Raw genomic sequence first — 24,600 nt, forward strand, 5'->3', positions numbered from 1 at the left:
GACCGTGACGACCATCACCCCCTTCCTCTGGTACGACGACGAGGCACGGCAGGCCGCCGAGCACTACGTGTCGCTGTTCGCGGACTCGCGGATCGACAGCGTGGCGGAGACGCCGGACGGGCACGTCCTCGTGGTCGAGTTCACGCTGCTCGGCCGGCCGTACCGTGCGATGAACGGCGGACCGGGTCACCCGCACTCCGACGCGGTGTCGTTCCAGGTCGACGTCGACACCCAGGACGAGCTCGACCGGGTCTGGGACGCGCTCCTGGCCGACGGCGGCCGACCGTCCATGTGCGGCTGGCTGTTCGACCCCTGGGGTCTGGCGTGGCAGGTGACCCCGTCGATGATGGGGGAGCTCATGACGGGGTCGGGCGACCGCGCAGCGAACGCCCGCGTGTACGAGGCGATGATGGACATGCAGAAGCTCGACATCGCCGCGCTGCGGGCCGCGGCGGCGGGTCGCTGACAGCGCGGCCGGCCTCGGCGGGTCGCTGACGGGGCCATCCGCTCCGTCGGTACCCTCGGAGGCCACAGCACCGGGAACAGGCAGGAGCCACCATGGACCACCCGAGGTCCGATGTCCGGAACGCCGACATCGGACGGGCGTACGCCGAGCTCTCGCGGATCACGAGACGAGCGAGCATCCGGGCGCGGGGGGCGGACGAGGTGCTCAGCGTGGTCGACCAGTCCCTCGTGGACTTCGTCGTCGAGCACCCCGGCTGCATGGCCATCGACATCGCGCGGTACCTGCGGCTGAACCGGTCGACGATCTCGCGGCAGCTGTCCGGCCTCCTCGCCGCCGGGCTCGTGCGCACCACCGACGGCGGGACCGGCAACGCCAAGCCCCTCGTCGCGACCGACGACGGGCGCGCCGCACTCGAGCGGTCCGTCCGGCTGCACCGCGACGCCCTCGAGGAACGCCTCGCCGACTGGTCCGACGACGACGTCGCGCTGCTCGCCGGGCTGCTCGAACGGCTCGGCACCGCCGACGAGTCCGGACTGCCCATGCCGGCGCGCGGCGACGCCTCGTGACGACCTCGTTCGTCCTGCTCTCCGACACGCACCTGCCCAAGCGTGCGAAGGACCTGCCGCCCGGGCTCTGGGCCGACATCGACGCCGCGGACCTGGTCGTGCACGCGGGGGACTGGGTGGACCTCGCGACCCTCGACGCCGTGTCCGGCCGTGCACGCCGGTTCGTCGGCGTCCGCGGCAACAACGACGGGCCGGAGTTCGACGACCGCCTCCCGCTCGTGGCCCGGTGCGCAGTCGAGGACCTCCGGTTCGCGGTCGTGCACGAGACCGGCGCGGCGACCGGTCGTGAGCGCCGGACGGCAGCGGCGTACCCGGACGTCGACGTGCTCGTGTTCGGGCACTCGCACATCCCGTGGGACACCGTCGCCGACTCCGGGCTGCGCCTGCTCAACCCGGGCTCGCCGACCGACCGCCGCCGGCAACCCGACCACACCTGGATGCGGGGCACCGTGGACGGCCGCGACCTGCACGTCGAGCTCGTGCGGCTGCCCCCGCGCTGACGTCGCCGACCTGCCCCCGCGCAGCACGGCCGGTCACGGTCGGCGGCGCTCAGACCGTCACGAACCCGGACGGCATCCGGAAGAACGCAGCCTCCCACTGTGTCGACCGCCGGTGTGCCCGGGCCATCCGCCCCCGTTCCGCGCCGGTCGCCGTCGCTGCCAGACGCTCGACCCACGACGTGGCCTCGGCGCTCGCCGCCGCGAAGGCCGGGTCACCGTAGGATCCGATCCAGTCCGCGAAGGGGTGCCCCTCGGGAGCGGTGCCGAGCCGCGCGCCCACCCAGGCGTACACCCGGAAGCAGGGCAGCACGGCGGCGGCGAGGACCGCGGTGGACCCGGTGTCGGCGGCCGCCTGCAGGTGCGCGAGGTAGCCGGCGCACACCGGGTGCACGGGGTCGTCCTCGTGGGAGCCCGCGAGACGCCGGTGGTGCAGGTCGCGTGCCTCGGCGGCGCACCCCTCCGCCGCCGTCCTCCAGAACGCCGCGGCCGGGCCGTCCGACTCCGCGGCGAGGCGGGCGAGGAGGCGTTCGTACGCGCGGAGGTAGTGCACGTCCTGCGCGAGGTACCCCTCGAACGCCGCGGTCGGCAGCGTGCCGTCGGCGAGGCCGCGGAGGAACTCGTCGTGCAGCAGGTCCTCGCGGACCTCGGCGACGTCGTCCCACCACGCATCGGTCCAGGAGACCGGTGGCAGTGCTGCGCGGGTCGCCGCGCCGTGGTCGACGGGGCCGTTCCCGGCGCCGACGTCGAGCGCGTCGGCGTGCTCGAGCGCGGTCGTGAGCCACCGCTTGGCAGCGCGGACGGCCACCTCCCAGTCTCCGTGGCGAGCGGCGAGCGTGGCGATCGCGCTGGACAGCGAGCAACCGGTGCCGTGCGTGTTCTCGGTGAGCACCCTGGGGCCGGAGAACAGGCGCACGCGTCCGTCCGGTGCCACGAGCACGTCGTCCGAGGTCGGGCCGTCGTCGTGACCGCCCTTCGCGAGGACGAGCACGTCCCAGGTCGCCGCCACGAGCGCCGCGTCGTCGAGCGGACCGCCCGTGCCCACGCCGTCGACGGCGGTCGCGCCTCCGGCCCGGTCCGCGCCGCTGGTCGTGCGACGCGCCAGGTCGCCGAGCACCCGCAGCTCCGCCCGGTTCGGCGTCAGCAGGTCCGCGTGCACGAACAGGTCGACCAGGGCGGCTTCGGCATCGGCCGAGAGCAGCCGGTCGCCGCTCGTCGCCACCATCACCGGGTCCACCACGACGACGGGCGGACGGTGCTCCGCCAGCCAGCCCGTGACCGTCGCCACGACGTCCGCGGTGCCGAGCATCCCGACCTTGACCGCGTCGATGACGACGTCGTCCGACACGGCATCGAGCTGCTCGCGCAGGAACCCCGTGTCCGGGACGTGCACGGAGCGCACGCCCCTGGTGTTCTGCGCGACGAGCGCCGTGACGACGCCCATGCCGTAGCCGTCGTGCGCGGCGATGCTCTTGAGGTCTGCCTGCAGTCCGGCCCCGCCGGTCGGGTCGGTCCCGGCGATGCTCAGGACGCGAACGACGCCGGTCACGAGGCACCGGCCTGGAGGCGCGGTGCACCATCGCGCGCACCGCCCGTCCGCCAGGCGGTCACGTACGCGGCCGCCGCCGCCCCGGGGTCGGGCGCCGCGCAGATGCCGGACACCACCGCGACGCCGGCAGCACCCGCCGCGCGCAGGGCCGCGACGTCCTCCAGGGTCACGCCGCCGATCGCGACGCACGGTGCACCGGTCGACCGGGCGATCCGACCGAACCCGGCGACGCCGAGCGGCTCCGGGTGGTCGGCCTTCGTCGTCGTGGGGTGGACGACCCCGACGCCGAGCAGGTCCACCGTCCCGGACGGCAGGGCAGCGACGGCGTCGAGGTGCTCCGACGTGTTGGCGGTCAGGCCGACGTGCGCGTCCGGTCCGAGCAGCGCCCGGGCCACGGTGACGGGCACGTCGGACTGGCCGAGGTGCACCCCGGCGACCCGGTGCCCGGCGTGCCGCGCGGCGAGGACGACGTCCAGCCGGTCGTCGACCACCACCGTCGCCCGGGCCCCGACGGCGTCTGCCACGGCGACGCTCAGGGCCAGGAGGTCCCGCGCCGACGCGTGCTTGTCCCGCACCTGGACGGTCCGGACGCCCGCGGCGACGGCTGCCCGCACGACCTCGACGACACCGTGACCGTGGCGACCCGCGAGCGAGGTGTCCGTCACGAGGTACACGCCGACGTCCGACCGACCGCCCGGGAACCCGACCCCGGTCACCGGTCGCCGTCCGACGCCTCGGTGGCGACCCGGGCCCCACGCACGACGTCATCGGGGGTGAGGGTCGCCAGGCGGTCGAGGAACACGGGCTGGAACGTGCCGGGACCGCCGGCGTCCCGCGCCGCGAGCTCGGCCGCGAGGGTGTGCACGACGGTCGCGGCCACCGCGGCCTCCCCGGCGTCCGCCGCGACCGAGGCGAAGGCGGCGACGGCGGCGCCGAGCGCGCACCCACCGCCCGTGATCCGCGTGAGCAGCTCCGTGCCGTTGGCCACCCGCACGACGGTGCCGTCGGGGGTGACCAGCAGGTCGACCGGACCCGACACGGCGATCGCGCCCACGTGCCTCCCGACCGATGCCCGAGCGACGGACCGGGCGTCGTCCGCATCGGCCGTGGCATCGGTGCCACGGCCACCGGCCGCACCGTCGAGCAGCGCCAGGACCTCGGAGGCGTTCCCGCGCAGCACGGTCGGACGGAGCGCCAGCAGCTCCCGGGCGAGGGCCGTCCGCACCGGCAGCGCCCCGACCGCCACCGGGTCGAGGACCCACGGCGTCCCCGCGTCCGTCGCGGCGGTCGCTGCCTCGACGGCGGCGTCCCGAGCCTCCTCGTGCGGGGTGCCGGTGTTCACGAGCAGCCCGTCCGCCACCCGGGCGAAGGGTCCGGCCTCGGTGCGGACGTCGACCATCGCCGGCGACGCCCCGAGCGCGAGGAGCACGTTCGCCGTGACGTTCTGCACCACGGTGTTCGTGACGCACTGGACCAGCGGGGCACGGGCACGGAGGGCCTCGAGGAGGTCTGCCGTCCGGCGGACGAGGTCCGGCGCGGCGGTCGTGGGTACGGGCGCAGCAGTGTGCATGGACGATCCCTTCGCGAGTACGAGCTCGAGCAGGTTCGACGGGTGTGATCTCAGCCGCGGTCGCGGCACCCCGTGTCTCGAGCGTCACCGTACACGACGCCGCGCGACACCGACGGACACACGGCCAGGCGCATGTGGGAAGGTGGAGCGGTGCCCGACGTCCCTGGTGTGAACCGTCTCTCCGGTGCGGACCGTGGCCCCGGCGCGGACCGTGCGACGCCGCCCGGGCCGCCTCCCGGCCCCCGTGACCCCGGCGACGCCTGGGCGGTCGGCCCCGACGGCACGAAGGCGTGGGGACGCTTCGGCGCCGCCGGCCTCCTCGTCGACGACGGCTCCGGCCGCGTGCTCCTGCAGCACCGCGTCGAGTGGAGCCACCACGGCGGCACCTGGGGCATCCCCGGCGGCGCCCGGCACCAGGGCGAGGACGCCGTCACCGGCGCACTCCGCGAGTCCGCCGAGGAGGCAGGCGTCCCGCACGACGGCGTCGACCTGCGCCACACCGCGGTCCTCGACCTCGGGTTCTGGACCTACACGACCGTCGTCGGGCGCGCCTCCCGGCCGTTCGAACCGGTCATCGCGGACCGGGAGAGCCTCGCGCTCTCCTGGATCCCGGTCGACGAGGTCGCCGACCTCCCGCTGCACCCCGGCTTCGGTGCCTCCTGGCCGACGCTGCGCGCCGCCCTCGACACGACGCCGCACGTCGTCGTCGACGCGGCCAACGTCGTCGGCAGCCGACCGGACGGCTGGTGGCGGGACCGCGCCGGCGCGGCCGCGACGCTCGTCGCGGGCGTCGACGCGCTCGCTACGGACGGGATCGCCGCGTCCGGACTCGACCTGCCGTTCGCGCGCTGGTGGCCACGGTGGACCGTGGTGCTCGAAGGGGAGGCCCGGCTCGCCCCCGACACGGCCGCCCACGGCGTCGAGGTGGTCCGGGCACCCGCTTCGGGTGACGACGCGATCGTCGCAGCGGCCGAGCGGGCGCTCGCCGAGGGCGATGCCCCCGTGGTCGTCGTCACGGCGGACCGTGAGCTGCGCTCGCGGGTCGAGGCGCTCGGCGCCGGTGCGCGCGGCCCGGCGTGGTTGCGCGACGCGTTGCCGGCGTGACGGACAGTGAGCGCACGCGCTGGCGACCGTCCCCGAGGTGCGCACGATCTCGCTCTGTCTCGTGGCAGTTCCGGTGCACGACCGTCGGGGTTCCGGAACCGGAACTGCCACCGACCGGAGGGAACGGTGCGTCGGGCCGCGCGCCGCGGCCGAGCCGGACCGAACCCGACCGAACCGAACCGAACCTGACCGAACCGGACCTGACCGAACCGGACCTGACCTGACCGGACCCGACCTGACCGGACTCGACCCGACCGGACCGGACTCGACCCGACCGGACCGGACTCGACCCGACCGGACCGGGGCCTGGACCGACCGTCGGGCCGGCGCCGGCGCGCTCAGGCCGGGATGTGCCTCCTGGACGACACCGTGATCGCGACCCACGCGATGACGCCGAGCGCGACGACCACCCCGAGGATCACCGGGACGGGCACGGTGCCCGCGATCGCCGCGATGACCGCCGGCGCGAGGAACCCGGCGTACGCAGCCGCGTAGAACACGCCCGTCAGCCCCGCGAGGTCACGGGGACCCGCGATCCGCTGCACCTCGAGCAGAGACGACACGAGCGCCGTGCCGATCCCCGCGCCGATGACCACGTTGGCGGCGAGACCGATCCACACCGACTGCGCGACGACCGCGAGGCCGACGACCCCGATGCCGAGCGTCATCAGCGCCACCGCGACCGCGAGTCCGCGGGCCGAGGTCACCGAGTGCACGCGCTTCGCGATCGGCTGCATCGCGCTCGACACGCCCAGGGCGACGACGGTCGTCGCCGTGGCGAAGACGAGCCCCCACGACCCGGTCGCCGCGGTGAGCTGTGTCGGCAGGTAGCCGTAGCCGATCGCCGCGGACCCGAAGATCCACGGGGCTGCTACGAGCACGACCCGGGTGAAGCGTCGGTGGCCGGCGCTCGGCACCCGGAGCTGGCGCCACCACGGTCCGGGCAGGCCGCCGGTGGTGTTCGTCTCGGGCGTCCGCCACACCACGATTGCGAAGGGCAGGGCGACGACGATGTGCAGGAGGAAGGGCAGGACCTCCGGGACGGGGCCCCACTGGGCGATGAGCCCGGCGACGAGCGCCCCGGACGCGGACCCGAGCGTGAACGCCAGGGACGCCCGTCGTGCTCCGGCCCCGGCGTCCGCGCGCGGGTCGAAGCGTCCCTGCGACAGCTCCTTCACCCAGCTGTTGCCGACCGCCATCGCGATGCCCACCGTCACGCCCGAGAACAGCCGACCGACCGCCAGGAACCCCGGCCCGAGCGGTCCGAGGGCCAGGAGCCCGCTGCCGACGACGGCGGTGCCGATGCCGACGAGCATGAGCGGGCGACGACCGTGCCGGTCGGACAGCGACCCGGCGACGAGCAGGGCCGGCGCGAGCCCGAGGACGTAGACCCCGAGGAGGACGGTGACGAGGACGGACGAGTAGTGCTGCCGCTGTTCGTACATGAGCAGGAGCGGGGAGAACTGGTTGCCGCCCCAGGAGCACACGAACACCGCGCCCCACACGGCGACCCACGGCAGGGCGCGGGCCTGCGGAACGGCGACGGACCCCGTCGTCGGCACGCTGCCCGTGCTGGCGTCGGCCGCGCTCACAGGGCGCCCCGGTGCGAGGCGACGTGCTCGTGGAGGACCGCCGCGTAGCGGGCCGCGTCCCCGGCCTCGAGCGCCGCGGCCAGCGCACGGTGGTCGTCGAGCGACGCCTGCAGCTGCTCGGGCCGGAGCCGCATGAGCTGGTGTCGGAGCCGCTGCTGCCGGTCCCGGAGCGTCCGGGCGAACATGACCGCGATGCCGTTCCGCGACGCCCCGATGACCGCGCCGTGGAACTCGGCGTCGAGCTCGACGAAGCGGTCGACGTCACCGTCCGCGACCGCGTGCTGCTGCTCGCCGAGCACGGCCAGGAGCGCGGGGCCGACGTCGGCGGCCCGGCCGTCGCGCACGACCCGGGCCGCGGCGGTGGACTCGATGGCCTCCCGCATCTCCAGGACGTCGGCGGCCTCGTTCGGGGACATCGGCCGGACGACGGCACCCTTCCGCGACTCCAGCGTGATGAGGTCCTCCGCCGCGAGTCGCAGGAAGGCCTCGTGCACCGGTGTCCGCGACACGCCGATCTCCTGGCAGAGCGCGTTCTCGCTGATGGCGGTGCCACCGGGGAGGTCACCCCGGATGATGGCTCGCTTGACGTGGTCGTACGCCCGGTCGGACGCTGCGGTGGTGCTGATCGGGGCGGTCACGAGCACCGAGTCTACGCCTTGCATGCAACGCTGCACGCATTTCCGTCCCGTGACGGTCGCGTGACGTCCCGACATCGTCCTCGGCGCGGTGCGAGCCGCACGGATACGCTGGCGGCCAACGTCAACGAGGACGTTCGACACAGGAGGTTCCCCTGATGGAACGCATCACCAGGGCCGACGACCGGGTGCACCGCCCGGCGGGTCCGTGGACGCCCACCGTCCACCGGCTGCTCGAGCACGTGCACGGACAGGGGTTCGTCGGGGTCCCGGAACCGATCTCCCTCGGGGACACGCTCGAGACGGTGTCGTTCGTCCCGGGCACCGCGGGGGACTACCCGTGGAACCAGGACATCGCCAGCGAGGCCGCGCTCGTCACCACCGCCCGGATGCTCCGGCACTACCACGACGCCGCGCAGGACTACCCCCGCAGCGACGCCGACGTGTGGTCCCAGGCCGAGCGCGCCCCCGTCGAGACGATCGTCCACGGTGACTTCGCGCCCTACAACTGCGTCTACGACGGCATCGCCGCCGTGGGCATCATCGACTTCGACACCGCCCACCCCGGTCCGCGGGTGTGGGACGTCGCGAGTGCCGTGTACCGCTTCGCGCCCTTCACCACCGGCCTCGTCGAGGGCGGTTCCGCGAGCCTCGAACACCGGCTCGGGCGCACCGCGGAGTTCTGCCGCGCCTACGGCCTCGACGCCCGCTCGCGGTCGGTCCTCGTCGAGACCATGGTGTCCTCGCTCGTGGCGCTGGTCACGACCATCGAGACCGAGGCCGCCGCGGGGGACCCGAAGTTCGTGAGCGACCTCCGTCACGGGCACGTCGAGCTCTACCGTGCCGACGTGGCGTTCATCGAGGAGCACGCGGACGCGATCGCCGCCGCGGTCGCCTGACCCGTCCGCCCGACGGTGCCCGCGACGCTGACACCCGCCCGGCTCCGCGCCGAACGGCTCGCCGCGCAGGGCGTCGGTGCTCCCGGCGCGACCCCGGCCGCCGTGGTCGCCCGGATGACGGCGGTGCAGGGGCAGGACCTCGGGCAGGTGCTGTGGGCGATCGGTGTACGCGCCCCCGGCTCGACCCGCGCGGACGTCCGTGCTGCGTTCGACCGCGGCGAGGTCGTCCGGGCGTGTCCGATGCGCGGCACGCTGCACGCGCTCCGGCCGGACGACCTCCGGCTCATCGCATCGCTCACCGCCGAGCGGACCATCCGCTCCATCGCCCGGCGCGCCACCGAGCTCGGGATCGACGACGCGCTCGTGACCCGCGCGAGGGACGCCACCGTGGACGCCCTCCACGGGGGCCGGTCCCTCGTGCGCGACGACCTCTTCGACCACTGGCGCGCGGTCGGGATCGACCCGGCGGGCGGGCGCGGCTACCACCTGCTGCTCCGGCTCGCCCTCGACGGCCTGGTGGTGTGGGGGCCGACCGCGCGGGTGGGGCAGGGCATCGTGCTCCTGGACGAGTGGGCGCCGGCCACCGAGGACCTGCCCGACCGCGACGAGGCCCTGCGGCGCGTCGTCACCGGACACCTGCGGGGGCGGGGTCCCGTGACCGAGGCCGACACCGCCGCGTGGACGAAGCTCCCGCTCGGCGACGTCCGACGGGGCGCCGCGGCCGCCGGGGACGCGATCGAACGGCTCGGCGACGGGCTCCTCGCGCTCGCGGACCGTCCGGCTCCGGGAGGAGTCCCCACCGGACACCTGCTGCCCGGGTTCGACGAGTACCTCCTCGGCTACGCGGACCGGAGCGCGCAGCTGCCCGTCGCGCACCAGGACCGCGTGGTACCGGGTGGCAACGGGGTCTTCCTGCCGATGGCCGTCGTCCGCGGGGTCGTCGCGGGCACGTGGACCCGGGCGGAGCGCTCGACCGGCATCCGGCTCGTCGTCACGCCGTTCGAGCCCCTGGACCCCGCAGCCGTCCGCGCGCTCGAGGCCGCTGCCGAGCGGTACGCGCACTGGCTCGCCGCCCCCGTGACGTTCGACGTCGCCCCGCCCGCGTGATCGCGAGCCCACACGAGCTCACGCGCGCTCACGCCGACGGTGTCGGCCGTCGCCCGCCGGTCGCGCCCCGCGCCTCCAGCCAGCACCCAGCGCACGTGCGGCGGACCCCGACACTGCCTCGGGTAATGTCGCAGGGCCATGACCGACAGCCCGGCCGACGCCACCCCCTACGAGGTCCTCGGCGTCCCCGCGACCGCCGACGACGACGCCCTCCGACGCGCCTACCGCAAGGCCGCCCGCGAGTCGCACCCCGACCTCGGTGGCGACCCCCAGTCCTTCCGCCGCGTCCAGCTCGCCTGGGAGCGCATCGGCACGCCCGCCGCGCGCCGCGCCTACGACGCCGGCGCCCGTCCCGGCTCGGCCCCGACGCACGAGTCCGGTCCGTCCGGATCCTCCGCCTGGAGGCACGGATCACCCCGCGACGCCTACGCACCCCCGGCGGCACGTCGCGACTCCCGCCCGCGCGCCCGGTCCCACGGGCACCCCGGCGGACGCTCTCGCGAGGTCTTCCTGCAGGCCGAACGCGAGTGGGTCGGACTCGGCGACCCCATCGAGGACCCCTACGACCCCGCCCTCGTCCGCTCCGCACCCCGGCACGTCCGCCGCCTGCTCGGTGAGGCGCTCGCCGAGGAGGCGACGGCCTCCATCGTCGCCGACATGGGCATCGGCGTGACCGTCTGGCACGACCTCGACGCCGGACCCGAGGGCAAGCTCGACCACGCCGTCCTGACGAACTCCGGCCTCTGGGCGCTCGAGTCCATCGACTGGGGCGGCCCCGTGCAGGTCGACGGCGGCGAGATCACCGGCGAGACCCTGGCGCCGGGGGAGCGGCCCGTCAAGGAACTCGTGCGCGCCGCCCGCGCCGTCGAGAAGCAGACCCGCGTGCGCTTCACCGGCCGGATCCTCGTCGTGCCGGACTCCGCCGTCGACGAGGACGTCCAACTCGTCGGCTCCCACCGCAAGCCGACGGCCTTCGTCGTGCGACGCAGCGCCCTGGCGTACGTGCTCTCCGGCGCGCTGTCCCCGGTCGGTTCGGTCGACGTGTTCGACGTCCGCGACCGTCTCCAGCAGACCGTCCGGTTCGTCTGACGTCCGAGCCGGTCGGGCGTCAGTAGCCCCGCAGCTTCTCGAGGTCCCGGCGCTCCCGCTTGCTCGGACGCCCGGCGCCCCGGTCGCGCTGCGGCACGAACCCGGCCTCCTCGCGGGGCGGTCGCGGCGGGGTCTTGTCCTCGAAGTGCTTCGCCGCCTCCGGGGCACTCGTCCGCTTGAGGATGATGCCCCGCACCACCACGATCCGGTCGAAGCCGTTCTGGCGCACCCGGACCTCGTCGCCGGGGCCGATCGGCTGCGCTGCCTTCGCGCGCTCGCCGTTCACCCGGACGTGCCCGGCCTTGCACGCGGCCGTCGCGGCGGAGCGGGTCTTCGTGATGCGGACCGCCCAGATCCAGCTGTCGACCCGTGCCTTCTCCATCCCGACACTCTAGGACGCCGGCACCGCCCTACCATGGGACGCGTGACCACCGATCCCGCCGCAGTCGCCCGGGCACTGGCGCTCGGGGTGCTGCACGACGCGGCCCTCGGCGACCGGATCGTCGTCCGTGCGCACCACGGCGAGGGTGCCCGGGACGCGCTCGGCGAGCTGGTCGCCCGCACTGCCACCACGGTGACGGTCGACACCCGGCGCGGTCCGGTCGAGGTCGCGCTCGCGGACGTCGTCGCCGCGAAGCCCGTCCCGCCGCCGCCGCGGCGCCGCTGACCCTCGCACGGTGCGAGGTGCGCCCGCGCGGTGCGAGGTTCTGCACACCGTGGGACCCCGAGGACCTCGCACCGTGCCGGAAACCTCGCACCGTCCGTCCGCGCCCCCCGCGCCCGCCGCGTCCCCGTTCCGAGCACACCCGCGCCCGGCGTGCCGCACCCGGCTCGACCAGGCGACACACGTAGCCTCGGAGGCATGGCAGTCCCCGTCCCGCTCGGCACCGAGGACCGCATCGCACGCCTCACCCTCCGCCGCCCGGAGTCCTGGCGCCGCGAGGACACGCCCCAGGCGGACCTCCGCATCGGCGGTGACGACGTCGTGCTCACCGTGCGCTCACGCCCGAGCGACCGGACGATCGCCGAGGAGCACACGAGCCTCCTGGACCGGCTGCCGGGATCCGTCGACGGGCTCCTGCTCGTCGGTGTCGACGTCTGGACCACCGCGGACGCACCCGCCCGCCTCGTCGAGTACGTCCGGCCCGACGAGGACGGCGCCGTCGTCGGCGCCCACCTGCTCTTCGTGACCGGGCGGCACCGGGTCGACCTCACGATCGAGCGGCCGCTGTCCCGCATGCTCGCGACCGACGACGTCGTGTTCGCCGTGCTCGACACCGTCCGGGCCACCGAACGCACGCCGGTACGACCGCACCGCGACCTCGAACCGCTGCCCGGGGCGCCGACGCCGACCGTCGTCGACGGGCCGCGCCTCACCGCCGAGGCCGTGACGACCCTCCGCAGCCTCGCCGGGCGCCGGTGGAACCCGGGCCTCCTCCGCAGCTCCGCCGGTCGTGAACTCATCGACGCGGGGCTCGTCGGACGCCTCGGCACCCTGCCGGACACCACGCAGGCACTGCTCGCCCCCTGGGGCGAGGACACCCAGCCGACCACGCTGGAACAGCGCCTCCCCGGCGGGGGCGAGTCGCGCCTCCAGGCCTGGGACGGCACCGTCGTCGACGGCACCGAGGACCAGGTGGTCGCCGCCGCCACGCCGGAGCGCGTGGTCGCGCTGATGGCCGGGAGGCTCGGCATCGGCCCGGCGTGGACCTTCCCGTTCCGGACGGGGTCGCTCCGGGCGGACCTCGTGGCACGCCGCCTCGGCGGCGGGGACAGCGCGCCGAGCCTCCCCGCCGACGTCGCCGAGGGCGACCCGCGGCTGGCGCGCTTCTGGACCGCCCCCTGGACAGTGTCGCACCTGCGGCGTCCGGGACGACCGGAGCCGGTCACGATCGTACGGGCCGAGGGGCACGGCTTCGCGCGCGTCGGACGCACCGAGGCCGGGGCGACCGCGTTCTCGGCGGACTCCCCGGCCAACGTGTACCGGTCGGTGGTGCGGGCGGTGCTGGGCGCGTAGCGGACTGCAGCGCTCCCTCTGCCGACGTGTACCGGTCGGTGGTGCGGGCGGTGCTGGGCTCCTAAGCGGCGGGCCCCGCGGTCAGCGTGACCGTCACGGTGTGCGACGTGCCGGCGGCGTCCGTGTAGGTGACGGTCACCGTGTCGCCGACGCTGTGCGACTGGATCGCCTTCGTCAGCGCGTCCGAGGTCGAGACAGCCGTCCCGTCGAGGGCCGTGATGACGTCGCCGGACTCGAGGCCCGCCTTCGCCGCGCCCGACCCCTCGACCGTGCCCGCGACCGCGACGCCGCCGGTCGTGGCGGTGCCGCTGACCTCGACCCCGAGGAACGCCGGCAGGCCGATCGTGATCGTCGAGGAGGACTCACCCGCGAGGATCTTCTCCGCGATCGACTTCGCGGTCGAGATCGGGATCGCGAAGCCCGTGACCTCCGTCGAACCCGAGGACGCCGCGGTCGCCATGCCGATGACCTCGCCCTCGCTGTCGAGCACGGGCCCGCCGGAGTCGCCGGACACGATGTCCGCCGCGATCTGGATCATGCCGGTGAGGGACTCGGTACCCGTGCCGGACTCGCTCTGCACCTGGATGTCCTGGTCCGTGGCGGTCACCGTGCCCTCGGCGGCCACGAGGTTCCCCGTGCCCTCCGCGTTCCCGACGTCCGTGACGGTGTCACCCGTCGACGCGCCACCGTCGTCGTCGAGCGTGACCGTGGAGAGGCCCGACGCGCCCTCGAGCTTCAGGACCGCGACGTCGTGCGTCGCGTCCGTCCCGACGACGTCGGCCTTGTACTCCTTGCCCGTCGTCTCGTCGGTGACGGTGATGCTCGTGGCGCCCTGCACCACGTGGTTGTTCGTGAGCACCGTGCCGTCGGAGGACAGGATCATCCCGGTCCCGGCGGCCTGCGACGACTCGTCGTAGTTGAGGACGGTGTTGATCGTGACGACGCCCTTCTTCTGTGCGCTCGTCGCGGCGGTCGCGGACGACTCCGTGCTCGTGCCGCTGCTCGTCCCGCCGTAGCTCGTGCCGCCCTGGCCCGTGCCGTCACTGCCGGTCCCGTCGCTGCCGGTCCCGCCGCCGGGGACGGTGAAGCCGTTCGTGCCGCTGCCGTCGCTGCTGCTGCCGCTCCCCGTGCCCGGCAGGGTGGTCGTGCCCTGCGACTGGCTCGACGTCGTGGTCGGGTGCTGCGACGACAGCCCGAGCGCCGTCCCGCCCGCAGCGCCGACGATGGCGAGCGCGGCGATCCCGGAGCCGATGACGAGCCCGAGACGACGGTGCCGCTTCGTCCCCGCGGGAGCGTGGCCCGCGTACCCCGCGTGGTTCGCGGCCGCGGCGCCGTTCGCCCAGGACTGTCCGAGCGCCGGGCTGCCGACGAGGTACGGCCCACGACCGTCGGACGTGTACGCGTACGGCCCCGAGCCGTCGGGTGCGTACAGGTACGGGCCGCTCCCGTCGAAGGCGTACGCCGGGCGGAGGGTCGACCGGTCGGCGTGGGGTGCCTCCCAGGCGCCCGGCGTCCGTCCGTCGGATCCGCTGGTCGTCGCGCCGTTCGTGCCGCCTGCGGTGGCGTCGGGGTTCGGGGTCTCGTTCATCGGTGCTCTCCGGTCGTCCCTCGACGACCCGGTCGGGCGTCGATGGATCCCAGTACAGGACCGTTCCCCAAGGAGAGCCTATGAACGAGCACTGCGCACGCTCCCGGCTTGCTCGGGGACGGCCGAACGCGTGCGCCGGCCACGGAGGGCGCCCGCGTTAGGGTTGCCTCACCCCCATGGCAGCTCCCGTCCCCGCACCCGCCCCCGGCTCCGTCGGCCGGCTCGTCCGCGCCACCGTGCTGGCGGTCGTGGTCCTCCTGGTGGCCGTCGCGCTGTCCGTGGCGTTCGGCTCCCGGCCGATCCCGCTCGGGACCGTCCTCGACACCGTGCTCCACCCGGGCCGGCAGGACGAGATCGGCCTCATCGTGCTCGGCAACCGGGTCCCGCGCACGGTCGTCGGGCTCCTCGCCGGCGCGGCCCTCGGCGTCGCGGGCGCCGTCATGCAGGGGGTCACCCGCAACCCCCTCGCCGACCCGAGCATCCTCGGCATCAACGCCGGGGCCTCGCTCGCCGTGGTCGCAGGCATCGCCCTGTTCGGCCTGAGCGGCACCGCCGCCTACCTGCCGTTCGCCTTCGTCGGCGCCGGCCTCGCCGCCCTCCTCGTCTACGGCATCGCAGCCGTGGCCCGCCGCGGGCTGTCCCCGGTCGGCCTCGCGCTCTCGGGCGCCGTCGTCGCCGCAGCCCTCTCGTCGGTCACCACCGCGGTGCTCGTGACGGACCAGGCGCTGCTCGACCAGCTGCGCTTCTGGCAGGTCGGGGCGCTCGCCGGGAAGGACCTCGGGACCGCCGGGGTGATCACGGTGCCGGTCCTCGTCGGGCTCGTGGTGGCCGTCGCGCTCGGGCGGTCGCTCAACACCCTCGCGCTCGGCGACGAGCTCGCGGCGTCACTCGGGCAGCGGGTCGTGCTCGTCCGGGTGGTCGGCGGGGTCGTGACCGTGCTGCTGGCCGGGTCGGCGGTGGCCGCGGCGGGACCGATCGCCTTCGTCGGGCTCGCGGTCCCGCACGCCGTCCGCCGGCTGACCGGACCGGACAACCGCTGGACGATCCTGCTGTCCGCGATCGTCGCCCCGGCGCTCCTGCTCGTGGCCGACGTCATCGGTCGGGTCGTCGCGTACCCGGGGGAGCTGCAGGTCGGGATCGTCACCGCGCTCATCGGGGCGCCCGTCTTCATCCTCCTGGTGCGCTCCCGGGCGGTGAGGGGCCTGTGACGGCGGTGCAGCCACGGCGCCGTCGGCTCGTCGGCGCGCGCCGGGAACTGGTCGTCACCGTCGTGCTCCTGGCCGTCGTGGTCGCCCTCGTGCTCACCGGTCTCGGGGTCGGCGAGATCCCGCTCTCCCCGGCACAGGTCGTCGCGGCGGCCTTCGGCCACGGCGACGCGATCGCCGACTTCGTGATCGGACAGCTCCGGGGTCCCCGGGTGTTCGGCGCGGTGTTCGTCGGCGCCGCGCTCGGGGTGGCGGGCGCCATCGTGCAGAGCGTCGTCCGGAACCCGATCGCGAGCCCCGACGTCATCGGCGTCACCTCGGGCGCGAGCGCTGCCGGGATCACCGCCATCGTGCTGTTCGGGGCGTCCGGTGGGGTGCTGTTCGGCACGGTGCTCGTCGGCGCCGTCGTGGTGTCGCTCGCGATCGCGGCGCTGTCCTGGCAGCGGGGCATCACCGGCAACCGGGTGGTGCTCGTCGGGATCGGGGTCGCCGCGATCTGCCTCGCGGTCACCGGCTGGATGCTCACGAGCGGCACCGTGACCCAGGCGGGCACGGCGCTCCTCTGGTTGTCCGGGTCGCTCAACGCGGTCGACCGGAACCTGGTCGTCGTCCTCGCCGTCGCGTTCGTGGTGCTCATGGTGCTCGCGCTGCTGCAGTCGCCCCGGCTGACGGTGCTCGCGCTCGGCGACGAGGTCGCGTCGGCGCTGGGGCTCCGTCCGGACCGGGCGAAGGTGCTGCTGCTCCTGACCGCGGTCTGCCTCACCGCGGGGGCGGTGGCGACCGCCGGGCCGGTGTCGTTCGTCGCGCTCATGGCAGCACCGATCGCCCGGCGGATCGTCGGCGGCGGCCGGGTGGCCCTCGGTCCCGCGGCTGCCGTCGGCGCGGCGATCACCCTCGCGAGCGACCTCGTCGCGCAGTTCGCGATCCCGGGCACGGCGCTGCCCGTGGGCGTCGTCACGGGCGTGGTCGGCGCGCCCTACCTGCTCTGGCTCCTCGCCCGCGGGCGCTGACCGACCCCTGCTGCGGTCGGGACGACCCGCGGCCGTTCCGCCGAGGGGTCACGACGTGTCGCTCCCGCCCGGGTCGCGACACCCCGCGCTCGTTCCGCCCAGTGGTCACGAACGGTCGCTTCCGCCCGGTCGGAGCGACACCTCGTGACCTTCCGCCCGAGGTGAGCGGGGTGTCGCGACCACCCGCCGCGCCCGACCCCGCGCACGGCCGACTCGCGCGCCCGCCCGACCCCGCCCGCAGCGGACCGCGATCGACACGCCCGGACCCCCTCCACGCAACATCGTGCGGTTTCCCGCAGGAGGTGCCCCGGACCCCCCTTCCGGGTGTCTGCACCGTTCGTTCTGTCCCCGTAGGTTCGCACCCGACCGGCGGGGGCAACCCGACGGCGTGCCGACCCGATGGCGCGCTGACCCCCGCGCAAGAAGGACCGTCATGCCCGAACAGCTCGACGGCGCCCCCGTGCGCCGCAGGCAGTGGGGTTCCGAGCGTCGTACCCGCCCGCTCGACACCCTCCACGCCCGACCCTCCGACCGGAAGCTCGTCTCCGGTCGCATCGCGATCATCCTCACCATCGCGTTCTGGCTCGCGTACGTCGTGTACACCGTGATCCGCCAGTTCCTCGACTACGGCACCGAGAGCTTCCGCTTCACCACGGAGGCGCTCTCGTACCTGGTCGTCGTCACCTTCCTGACGTTCTCCGCCCTCATGCACCTCATCGCCCGCCAGGGTGCGATGGAGCGCTTCGCCACCCACGTCCGCGTCCCGCGCGCCGAGCTCGACCGCCACTTCGCCGAGGGCCACGAGGCACCGATGACGGTCCTGGTGCCGAGCTACGCCGAGGAGCCCGACGTGGTCGCCACGACGCTGTGGTCGGCCGCGCTGCAGGAGTACCCGAACCTCCGCGTCGTCCTGCTCGTCGACGACGCCCCGTTCCCGACCGACCCCGAGGTGGCCGACAAGCTCGAGCGCACCCGGGCCGTCGCCGGCCGGATCCAGTCGCAGCTCGCGGCGCCGTCCCGCCGGTTCCAGGAGGCGCTGCTCGTCGCCGAGATCGACGCCGACACCGCGCCGCAGGCCTCGGTCGACGCGCTCCGCACCCTCGTCGAGCACCACCGCTGGGCCGACGCGTGGCTCCGACGGCACGCCCGTGAGCACGAGGTCGTCGACCACGTCGACCACTTCTTCCACGACCAGGTCCTCGTCGCGTTGGCCGACGAGCTCCGACTGACCTCGGAGGCCCTCGAGGCCGCGATCGTCGACGCCGTCGGTGCCGACCACGCCTTCACCGAGGTCACCAGCGCCCGCGCCCTCGAGCTGACCCGTCGCCTCGCCTGGACCTTCACGGCCGAGATCACGACCTTCGAGCGGAAGCGGTTCGTGAACCTCTCCGACGAGGCGAACAAGGCGATGAACCTCAACTCGTACATCGGCCTGCTCGGTGGCGCGTACGCGTTCGAGGAGACCGCGAGCGGCACGGTGCTCCGGACCGTGTCGGACCCGACGACCGCGGACCTCGTCGTCCCGGCGTCCGACTACGTCCTGACCCTCGACGCCGACTCGGTGCTGCTCCGCGACTACTGCCTGCGGCTCGTGTACTTCCTCGAGCAGCCGGAGAACGCCCGCGTCGCCGTGACCCAGACGCCGTACTCGTCCTTCCGGGGCGCGGCGACCCGCATCGAGCGGCTCGCCGGTGCGACCACCGACATCCAGCACATCCTCCACCAGGGCATGTCCCGCCACAACGCCACCTTCTGGGTCGGCGCGAACGCGGTCATCCGGACCCGGGCGTTGCGCGACATCGAGGAGGTCGAGACCGTCGGCGGCTTCGAGGTGAAGCGCTACGTGCAGGACCGCACGGTCATCGAGGACACCGAGTCGAGCGTCGACCTCGGCATGCACGGCTGGACCCTCGTGAACTACCCCGAGCGGCTGTCCTACAGCGCGACCCCGCCGGACTTCGGCTCGCTCATCGTCCAGCGTCGCCGCTGGGCCAACGGCGGGCTGCTCATCCTCCCGAAGTACCTCCGCCAGGTGCGCGAGCGCCGGCAGCGCGGGGAGCGCGTCGGGATCGTGGAGATGTCGCTCCGCGTCAACTACATGGCGTCGATCGCGTGGGGGTCGCTCGGGCTCATCTTCCTGCTCGCCTACCCGTACGACTCCCGGCTGCTCAGCCCGATGGTGCTGCTCGCCGCGCTGCCGTACTTCTGGCTGTTCGCTTCGGACCTGAAGTACTGCGGCTACAAGCGCACCGACATCCTCCGGATCTACGGCTTCAACCTCATCCTGATGCCGGTGAACGTGGCCGGCGTGCTCAAGAGCATCCAGCAGGCCCTGACCGCGAAGAAGATCCCGTTCGCCCGCACCCCGAAGGTCCGCGACCGGACGGCCTCGCCCGCGCTGTACGTCCTCGCGCCGTACGCGATGGTCGCGTTCTCGGTCTTCACGTTCGTCCGCGACTCCCAGGCGCAGAACTGGGGCAACGCCGTGTTCGCGGCGTTCAACGCCCTGCTCGCGCTGTACGCGATCGTCGCCTACATCGGCATCTGGAACTCGGTCGTCGACGTCTGGCTCTGGGCCACGAAGTGGATGTACTACGACCCGACCGCCCGGGCCGCCCGTCGCGCCCGTCGCCGGCAGGCACGACAGGACCGGAAGGCCGCGCGCAGGGGCCTGCTGCCGGAGCCGGAGCCGGTCGTCGAGGACTGGCGCGCGGTGCTCTACTTCGGCCACGGCGGGGCGGAGATGCCGACCCGCCACGGCGTCGGCACCGTCGGCGCCCCGGCGACCCGGAGCACCCCGACCGTCACGACCACCACCTCCGACGAACGGACCGCTGCCTGATGTCCTCCACCAGACGACTCTCCCCGTTCCGGGTCGGCCTCGCGGTCGTGGTGACCGCCGCGGTCGCGGTCGGCGGCTACGCCGGCTTCGACCGGTGGCAGTCCGCGCACGCAGCCGACGCCCAGCAGAGCTGGTTCGCCGCCTACACGGACGTGACCGCCACCCCGACCTTCGCCTTCGAGGACGTCAAGTCCGCGAAGGGCCGCGACGTCATGCTCTCGTTCGTGGTCGCCGACCACGACGCCGCCTGCACCCCGACGTGGGGCTCGGCGTACTCGCTGCAGGGCGCGTCCGACTCGCTCGACCTCGACCGGCGGATCGCCCGGCTCGAGCAGCAGAAGGGCGAGGTCGGTGTGTCCTTCGGCGGACTCGCGAACGACGAGCTCGCCACCACCTGCACGAGCGCGTCGGACCTCGTCGGGGCGTACCGGACGGTCGTGCATCGCTACGACGTCAGCACGGTCGACTTCGACGTCGAGGGCGACGACCTCACGAACCACGCCGCGGGGAAGCGTCGAGCCGCCGCCGTGAAGCAGCTGCAGGACGAGCGTCGCGCGGCGGGCCACCCGCTCGCCGTCTGGCTCACGCTGCCCGCGGCACCCGGTGGCCTGACGAGCGACGGGACCACCGCGGTCGCGCAGTTCCTCAAGGCCGGGGTCGACCTCGCCGGCGTCAACGCGATGACGATGGACTACGGCCAGAGCAAGGGCTCGAGCCAGAGCATGTACTCGGCCTCGGTCCAGACCCTGCAGGAGGTCCAGCGCCAGCTCGGCATCCTGTACACGCGGTCGGGCACGCCGCTCGGCGACCGGACGCTCTGGCACAAGATCGGCGCGACGCCGATGATTGGCCAGAACGACGAGCAGGACGAGGTGTTCTCGCTCGCCGACGCGACGAAGCTCAACGCGTGGGCGCGGGAGCGCGGACTCGGGCGCATGTCGATGTGGTCCCTGAACCGTGACACCACCTGCGGGTCGAACTACGTCAACCTGTCGACGGTGTCGAACTCCTGCTCGGGGGTCGACCAGGGCGGTGTCCTGTTCGCCGACGTCCTCGGCAAGGGCTTCACCGGCGGGATCGTCGCGGCGGCATCGGACGTCACGAAGGCCGAGCCGAGCGCGACCGTGCAACCGACCGACGACCCGAAGACGAGCCCGTACCCGGTGTGGAGCGCGGACGCGTCCTACCTCGAGGGCACGAAGATCGTCTGGCACCACAACGTCTACGAGGCGAAGTGGTGGACCTCGGGCGACCTGCCGGACGACCCGGTGCTCAGCGCCTACGAGACGCCGTGGCAGCTCATCGGCCCGGTGCTGCAGGGCGAGAAGCCGGTGCAGCAGGTCACGCTGCCGAAGGGCACCTACCCGTCGTGGTCCGGCACGAAGCAGTACGACACCGGGGCGCGGGTCCTGTTCGACGGCGTGCCGTACCAGGCGAAGTGGTGGAACACCGGCGACAGCCCGGAGGCCTCGACCAGCGACCCCGACGGCTCGCCGTGGGTGAAGCTCAAGGACTCCGAGATCAAGCAGATCCTGTCGGATCTGCAGCAGTGACGCCTCCGCCCCGGCGGTGTCGGTCCGCCGGTGGCGACCACGTGACGGACGGGAGGCGCGGTGCGGGCATGCGCCGTCCCTCCCGTTCGTCTCGGTGTGCGTTCCGTGCACGTTCGCTGATCGCGGACTGCCGAGTTGTGAACAGCCCGTTTCCGGGCTCCCGCGGGGTCACCCGTTTCCGATACGCTGATGGGCCAAGAGAGGGAGGTCCACGATGTCCGATCCAGTGGTCCCGCAGCAGGGTCCGGCCGGCAACGACGCTCGCACCCAGCAGCAGCGACTCGTCGACACGACGATGACCTTCAGCCTGGAGCAGGCTGCCGCCCTCACGCCCGAGTCCGGCATCTCGACGGAAGAGCGCGACGCGATCACGGCGCTGCCCTCCGGCTCGGCGCTCCTCGTGGTCCGTCGCGGCCCGAACGTCGGCGCGCGGTTCCTCCTCGACTCCGACGTCACGACGGCCGGTCGGCACCCCGACGCCGACATCTTCCTCGACGACGTCACCGTGTCGCGCAAGCACGCGCAGTTCCTCCGCCACGGCACGAGCTTCACCGTGAAGGACCTCGGGTCGCTCAACGGCACCTACTTCGACGGTGCCCGCATCGACGAGGCACTGCTCACCGACGGGTCCGAGGTCCAGGTCGGCAAGTTCCGCCTGACCTTCTACGCCTCCCGGGTCGACCTGGCGCGCCTGGCGACCGCGTAGTGCCCGCGCGGTCCGCCGCGGCCCGGGCGGGGTCCGCGGCGCCGGACCTGCTCACGATCGGGCAGGTCCTCGCTCGCCTCAAGCCGGAGTTCCCGGACCTCGCCGGTTCGAAGCTGCGCTTCCTCGAGGAACGCGAACTCGTCACGCCGGTCCGCACCGCCAGCGGCTACCGCAAGTTCTCGCCGGCCGACGTCGAGCGCCTGCGCATCATCCTCGGACTGCAGCGCGACCACTACCTGCCGCTCAAGGTCATCAAGGAGTACCTCGCCGACCTCGACGCGGGTCGCGAACCGACGCTGCCGGGTGGGGGAGAAGCACCGAAGCCGTCGATCCTCGGGCGCGAGCGCCGCTACACGCGCGAGGAGACCGTCCGCGCCGCCGGGGCCACGCCGATGCTGCTCGCCGATGCGGTCACCGCGTCCCTGCTGCCCGCGACCGACACCTACGGCGACGACGCCGTCGCGGTCCTGAAGGCGCTCGTCGAACTGCAGCGCTCCGGCATCGAACCGCGGCACCTGCGGACCTTCCGGGCGACGGCGGAGCGTGAGGTCGGGCTGATCGAGTCCGCGCTGATGCCGGTCTCGCGTCGCGGAGACGCCACGTCGAAGGCCAAGGCCACCGAACTCGCTCGGGAGATCGCGGGGCACCTCGAGACCATCCGGTCGCAGCTGATCCGGTCGGCGATCGGGCGTCTCGACGCATGAAGCGCTCGCTGGGGGAGGCTCCCGTTGCTGGCGGGTGTCGGAGGGCGGGGCGTATCCTCGACACGCCGGACGCGCCGGAGCGGATGTCCCGCGCGCGACGGCTCGGAGTCGCTACCGTGGACCTCGGAACAACTCTCAACCCGGCATTGAAGCTTCGGGTGGGGGCTCGATCGTCGTGGAAGGCAAGCGCATGAGTGGGACTGACACCCCCGGTACCGGGTCGGACATGACGCGGTACGACCTCGGTCTGCTCTTCACCGACGGCATGCCCGAGCACGACGAGCAGAACGGCTACCGCGGCACCGTCGCCGCCCGTGCAGCCGGCATCTCCTACCGTCAGCTCGACTACTGGGCCCGGACCGAACTCGTGCAGCCGACGATCCGCGGTGCCGCGGGTTCCGGCTCGCAGCGGCTCTACGGGTTCCGCGACATCCTCGTGCTCAAGCTCGTGAAGCGGCTGCTCGACACCGGCATCTCGCTGCAGCAGATCCGCACCGCGGTGAACCAGCTCCGCGAGTCGGGCGTGTCCGATCTCGCACAGACCACCCTGATGTCCGACGGTGCCTCGGTCTACCTGTGCACCTCCGACGACGAGGTCATCGACCTGGTCTCCCGTGGGCAGGGCGTGTTCGGCATCGCGGTGGGCAAGGTCCTGCGCGAGGTCGAGTCCTCCCTCGTGGAGCTCGACGCGGCTCCCGCTGCCGATCCGGACGACGAGCTCGCCGCTCGCCGGGCGTCGCGCGCGTCCTGACGCTGCTGCCGGGCCGTTGCTCGGCGCTGTCGGGCGTGGTCGCCGCTGCCTGGCCCTGGCCCTGGCGTTGCCGGGTCGCGACACCCCGCTGAGTGTCCGTCGAGCGGTCACGAGCGGTCGGTGTCGCGGGCTTCGAGCGACGCTTCGTGACCGATGGCCGGTTGTGAGCGGGGAGTCGTGACCCTCGAGCGACGTCACGACCAACGTCCGGCAGGACCGAGGCCGGGGCCGCGGCGTCACGGGCGCCGGGCGCCCCGCCGGCAGGGCCGAGGCGTCACGGGCGCCCCGCCGGCAGGGCCGAGGCGTCACGGGCGCCGGGCAGGCAAGACCTAGGCCGCGCCGCCCTCGGCGTACGGGCCGATCTTGCCCGTGCGCATGATGCGCTCGAGCAGCTGGTCGAAGTTCTTCGCCATCTCCTGCGCCGACTCACCCGGCCAGACGTGCAGCGGCTTCGCCGCACCCTGCGCCTGCTGCAGCGACGTGCGCTCGGGCAGCTGCGGCGACAGCACGAGCGGCCCGAACATGTCGCGGAGCTCCTTGATGCGGAACTGGTGCTCGAGCGACTGCACGCGCGCCCGGTTCACGATGATGCCGAGCGGCTGCAGGCGGGGGGAGAGCCCGCGTCGGATCTCCTCGATCGCACGGAGGGCCCGGTCGGCAGCGGCGACGGAGAACAGCCCCGGCTCGGTGACGACGGTGACCCGGTCGGACGCCGCCCACGCGGTGCGGGTGAGGGCGTTCAGCGACGGCGCGCAGTCGATGAGGACGAGCTCGTAGTCCTGCTCGACGTTCGCGAGGGCCTCTTCGAGTTTCCAGATGTCGCGGATCGACGGGTGCGGCCCGTCGAAGTTGATGGCCGAGGGCGAGCCGACCATGACGTCGATCTTGCCCTGGGAGCCCTTGGTCCACCCGGACGGGGCGATCGCCTGGCGGACGATCTTCTCCTTCGGGTTCTCGAGCACGTCGGCCACGTTGAGGTGTCCGGCGAGGTTGATGTCGAGGCCCGTCGAGACGTCGGACTGCGGGTCGAGGTCCACCACCAGCGTGCGCAGTCCCTTGGCGAACGCGGCCGAGGTCAGGCCGAGCGTCACCGTCGTCTTGCCGACACCACCCTTGAGGGAGCTCACGCTGAGTACATGCACGGTGAGCA

24 protein-coding genes and 1 riboswitch are annotated in these 24,600 nt (G+C 73.7%); of the genes, 16 read left to right on the forward strand and 8 right to left on the reverse strand.

What is annotated here, in order from left to right:
• Positions 1–4 precede the first annotated feature (4 nt).
• From MON03_RS06145 to MON03_RS06155, 3 genes are all read left to right on the forward strand, one after another.
• A complete protein-coding gene (locus MON03_RS06145) occupies positions 5–466 on the forward strand; it encodes a VOC family protein (RefSeq protein ID WP_242091094.1) in 462 nt (153 codons plus the stop codon).
• A 92-nt stretch (positions 467–558) separates the two neighbouring features.
• Positions 559–1,032, forward strand: a complete 474-nt coding sequence (locus MON03_RS06150) for a MarR family winged helix-turn-helix transcriptional regulator (protein ID WP_242091095.1) — start codon at positions 559–561, stop codon at positions 1,030–1,032.
• Positions 1,029–1,532: a metallophosphoesterase family protein gene (locus tag MON03_RS06155; protein WP_175329630.1), complete on the forward strand. Its 504-nt coding sequence runs from the start codon at positions 1,029–1,031 to the stop codon at positions 1,530–1,532. Before MON03_RS06150 ends, MON03_RS06155 begins: the two co-directional genes overlap by 4 nt.
• Positions 1,533–1,581: 49 nt before the next feature.
• Here the strand turns inward: MON03_RS06155 and thiD are convergent, their stop codons facing one another.
• The 3 genes from thiD to thiM form a co-directional block, all read right to left on the reverse strand.
• Entirely contained in the window at positions 1,582–3,078 is a 1,497-nt protein-coding gene (gene thiD / locus MON03_RS06160; RefSeq protein ID WP_242091097.1) for a bifunctional hydroxymethylpyrimidine kinase/phosphomethylpyrimidine kinase, read from the reverse strand.
• Complete coding sequence (gene thiE, locus MON03_RS06165; protein ID WP_242091099.1) at positions 3,075–3,794, reverse strand: thiamine phosphate synthase; 720 nt, start codon at positions 3,792–3,794, stop codon at positions 3,075–3,077. The genes thiD and thiE overlap by 4 nt, the downstream gene beginning before the upstream one ends.
• Positions 3,791–4,648 (reverse strand): hydroxyethylthiazole kinase, encoded by an 858-nt coding sequence (gene thiM, locus MON03_RS06170; protein ID WP_242091102.1) that lies wholly within the window; start codon positions 4,646–4,648, stop codon positions 3,791–3,793. The genes thiE and thiM overlap by 4 nt, the downstream gene beginning before the upstream one ends.
• Positions 4,637–4,731, reverse strand: a riboswitch (TPP riboswitch). (Overlaps the previous gene by 12 nt.)
• 85 nt (positions 4,732–4,816) lie before the next feature.
• Here thiM and MON03_RS06175 point away from each other — a divergent pair.
• Entirely contained in the window at positions 4,817–5,752 is a 936-nt protein-coding gene (locus MON03_RS06175) for an NUDIX domain-containing protein (RefSeq protein ID WP_242091427.1), read from the forward strand.
• Between the two features lie 338 nt (positions 5,753–6,090).
• On the opposite strand, the gene MON03_RS06180 is transcribed toward MON03_RS06175, so the two are convergent.
• Positions 6,091–7,344: an MFS transporter gene (locus tag MON03_RS06180; protein WP_242091103.1), complete on the reverse strand. Its 1,254-nt coding sequence runs from the start codon at positions 7,342–7,344 to the stop codon at positions 6,091–6,093.
• Positions 7,341–7,982, reverse strand: a complete 642-nt coding sequence (locus tag MON03_RS06185) for a GntR family transcriptional regulator (protein ID WP_242091105.1) — start codon at positions 7,980–7,982, stop codon at positions 7,341–7,343. Before MON03_RS06185 ends, MON03_RS06180 begins: the two co-directional genes overlap by 4 nt.
• A gap of 155 nt (positions 7,983–8,137) precedes the next feature.
• On the opposite strand from MON03_RS06185, the gene MON03_RS06190 reads away from it, so the two are divergent.
• The 3 genes from MON03_RS06190 (at position 8,138) to MON03_RS06200 (ending at position 11,074) form a co-directional block, all read left to right on the forward strand.
• Positions 8,138–8,878, forward strand: a complete 741-nt coding sequence (locus MON03_RS06190) for a phosphotransferase enzyme family protein (protein ID WP_242091107.1) — start codon at positions 8,138–8,140, stop codon at positions 8,876–8,878.
• 15 nt (positions 8,879–8,893) lie between these two features.
• Complete coding sequence (locus MON03_RS06195) at positions 8,894–9,985, forward strand: winged helix DNA-binding domain-containing protein (protein WP_242091109.1); 1,092 nt, start codon at positions 8,894–8,896, stop codon at positions 9,983–9,985.
• A gap of 138 nt (positions 9,986–10,123) precedes the next feature.
• Entirely contained in the window at positions 10,124–11,074 is a 951-nt protein-coding gene (locus tag MON03_RS06200; RefSeq protein ID WP_242091111.1) for a J domain-containing protein, read from the forward strand.
• 19 nt (positions 11,075–11,093) lie between these two features.
• Here the strand turns inward: MON03_RS06200 and MON03_RS06205 are convergent, their stop codons facing one another.
• Entirely contained in the window at positions 11,094–11,456 is a 363-nt protein-coding gene (locus MON03_RS06205; RefSeq protein ID WP_175329638.1) for an RNA-binding S4 domain-containing protein, read from the reverse strand.
• Between the two features lie 42 nt (positions 11,457–11,498).
• Between MON03_RS06205 and MON03_RS06210 the strand changes: the two genes are divergently transcribed.
• Entirely contained in the window at positions 11,499–11,741 is a 243-nt protein-coding gene (locus MON03_RS06210) for a hypothetical protein (protein WP_022903049.1), read from the forward strand.
• A 195-nt stretch (positions 11,742–11,936) separates the two neighbouring features.
• The gene (locus MON03_RS06215) at positions 11,937–13,091 is read left to right on the forward strand and encodes a hypothetical protein (protein WP_242091113.1); all 1,155 of its coding nucleotides are present in this window, start codon (positions 11,937–11,939) and stop codon (positions 13,089–13,091) included.
• Positions 13,092–13,152: 61 nt separating this feature from the next.
• On the opposite strand, the gene MON03_RS06220 is transcribed toward MON03_RS06215, so the two are convergent.
• Positions 13,153–14,679, reverse strand: coding sequence for a S1C family serine protease (locus MON03_RS06220; protein WP_242091114.1), 1,527 nt, complete (start codon positions 14,677–14,679; stop codon positions 13,153–13,155).
• A gap of 176 nt (positions 14,680–14,855) precedes the next feature.
• On the opposite strand from MON03_RS06220, the gene MON03_RS06225 reads away from it, so the two are divergent.
• From MON03_RS06225 to MON03_RS06255, 7 genes are all read left to right on the forward strand, one after another.
• The gene (locus MON03_RS06225; protein ID WP_242091115.1) at positions 14,856–15,887 is read left to right on the forward strand and encodes a FecCD family ABC transporter permease; all 1,032 of its coding nucleotides are present in this window, start codon (positions 14,856–14,858) and stop codon (positions 15,885–15,887) included.
• Between the two features lie 5 nt (positions 15,888–15,892).
• Positions 15,893–16,894 (forward strand): FecCD family ABC transporter permease, encoded by a 1,002-nt coding sequence (locus MON03_RS06230; RefSeq protein WP_175329666.1) that lies wholly within the window; start codon positions 15,893–15,895, stop codon positions 16,892–16,894.
• A 433-nt stretch (positions 16,895–17,327) separates the two neighbouring features.
• Positions 17,328–19,736: a glycosyltransferase family 2 protein gene (locus tag MON03_RS06235; RefSeq protein WP_242091116.1), complete on the forward strand. Its 2,409-nt coding sequence runs from the start codon at positions 17,328–17,330 to the stop codon at positions 19,734–19,736.
• Positions 19,736–21,289 carry a chitinase gene (locus MON03_RS06240; RefSeq protein ID WP_242091117.1) on the forward strand — a complete coding sequence of 518 codons (1,554 nt, stop codon included), beginning with the start codon at positions 19,736–19,738 and terminating at the stop codon, positions 21,287–21,289. The genes MON03_RS06235 and MON03_RS06240 overlap by 1 nt, the downstream gene beginning before the upstream one ends.
• Before the next feature lie 295 nt (positions 21,290–21,584).
• Positions 21,585–21,995 carry an FHA domain-containing protein gene (locus MON03_RS06245; RefSeq protein ID WP_175329667.1) on the forward strand — a complete coding sequence of 137 codons (411 nt, stop codon included), beginning with the start codon at positions 21,585–21,587 and terminating at the stop codon, positions 21,993–21,995.
• The gene (gene ftsR, locus MON03_RS06250) at positions 21,995–22,699 is read left to right on the forward strand and encodes a transcriptional regulator FtsR (RefSeq protein ID WP_022902147.1); all 705 of its coding nucleotides are present in this window, start codon (positions 21,995–21,997) and stop codon (positions 22,697–22,699) included. Before MON03_RS06245 ends, ftsR begins: the two co-directional genes overlap by 1 nt.
• 190 nt (positions 22,700–22,889) lie before the next feature.
• Complete coding sequence (locus MON03_RS06255) at positions 22,890–23,450, forward strand: MerR family transcriptional regulator (protein ID WP_058725924.1); 561 nt, start codon at positions 22,890–22,892, stop codon at positions 23,448–23,450.
• A gap of 329 nt (positions 23,451–23,779) precedes the next feature.
• Here MON03_RS06255 and MON03_RS06260 read toward each other — a convergent pair whose 3' ends face one another.
• Positions 23,780–24,592, reverse strand: a complete 813-nt coding sequence (locus MON03_RS06260) for a ParA family protein (protein ID WP_027465232.1) — start codon at positions 24,590–24,592, stop codon at positions 23,780–23,782.
• Positions 24,593–24,600: the final 8 nt, after the last annotated feature.

The sequence above is a fragment of the Curtobacterium sp. DN_7.5 genome (genome assembly GCF_022655355.1).
GTDB classification, from domain to species: Bacteria; Actinomycetota; Actinomycetes; order Actinomycetales; family Microbacteriaceae; genus Curtobacterium; species Curtobacterium luteum.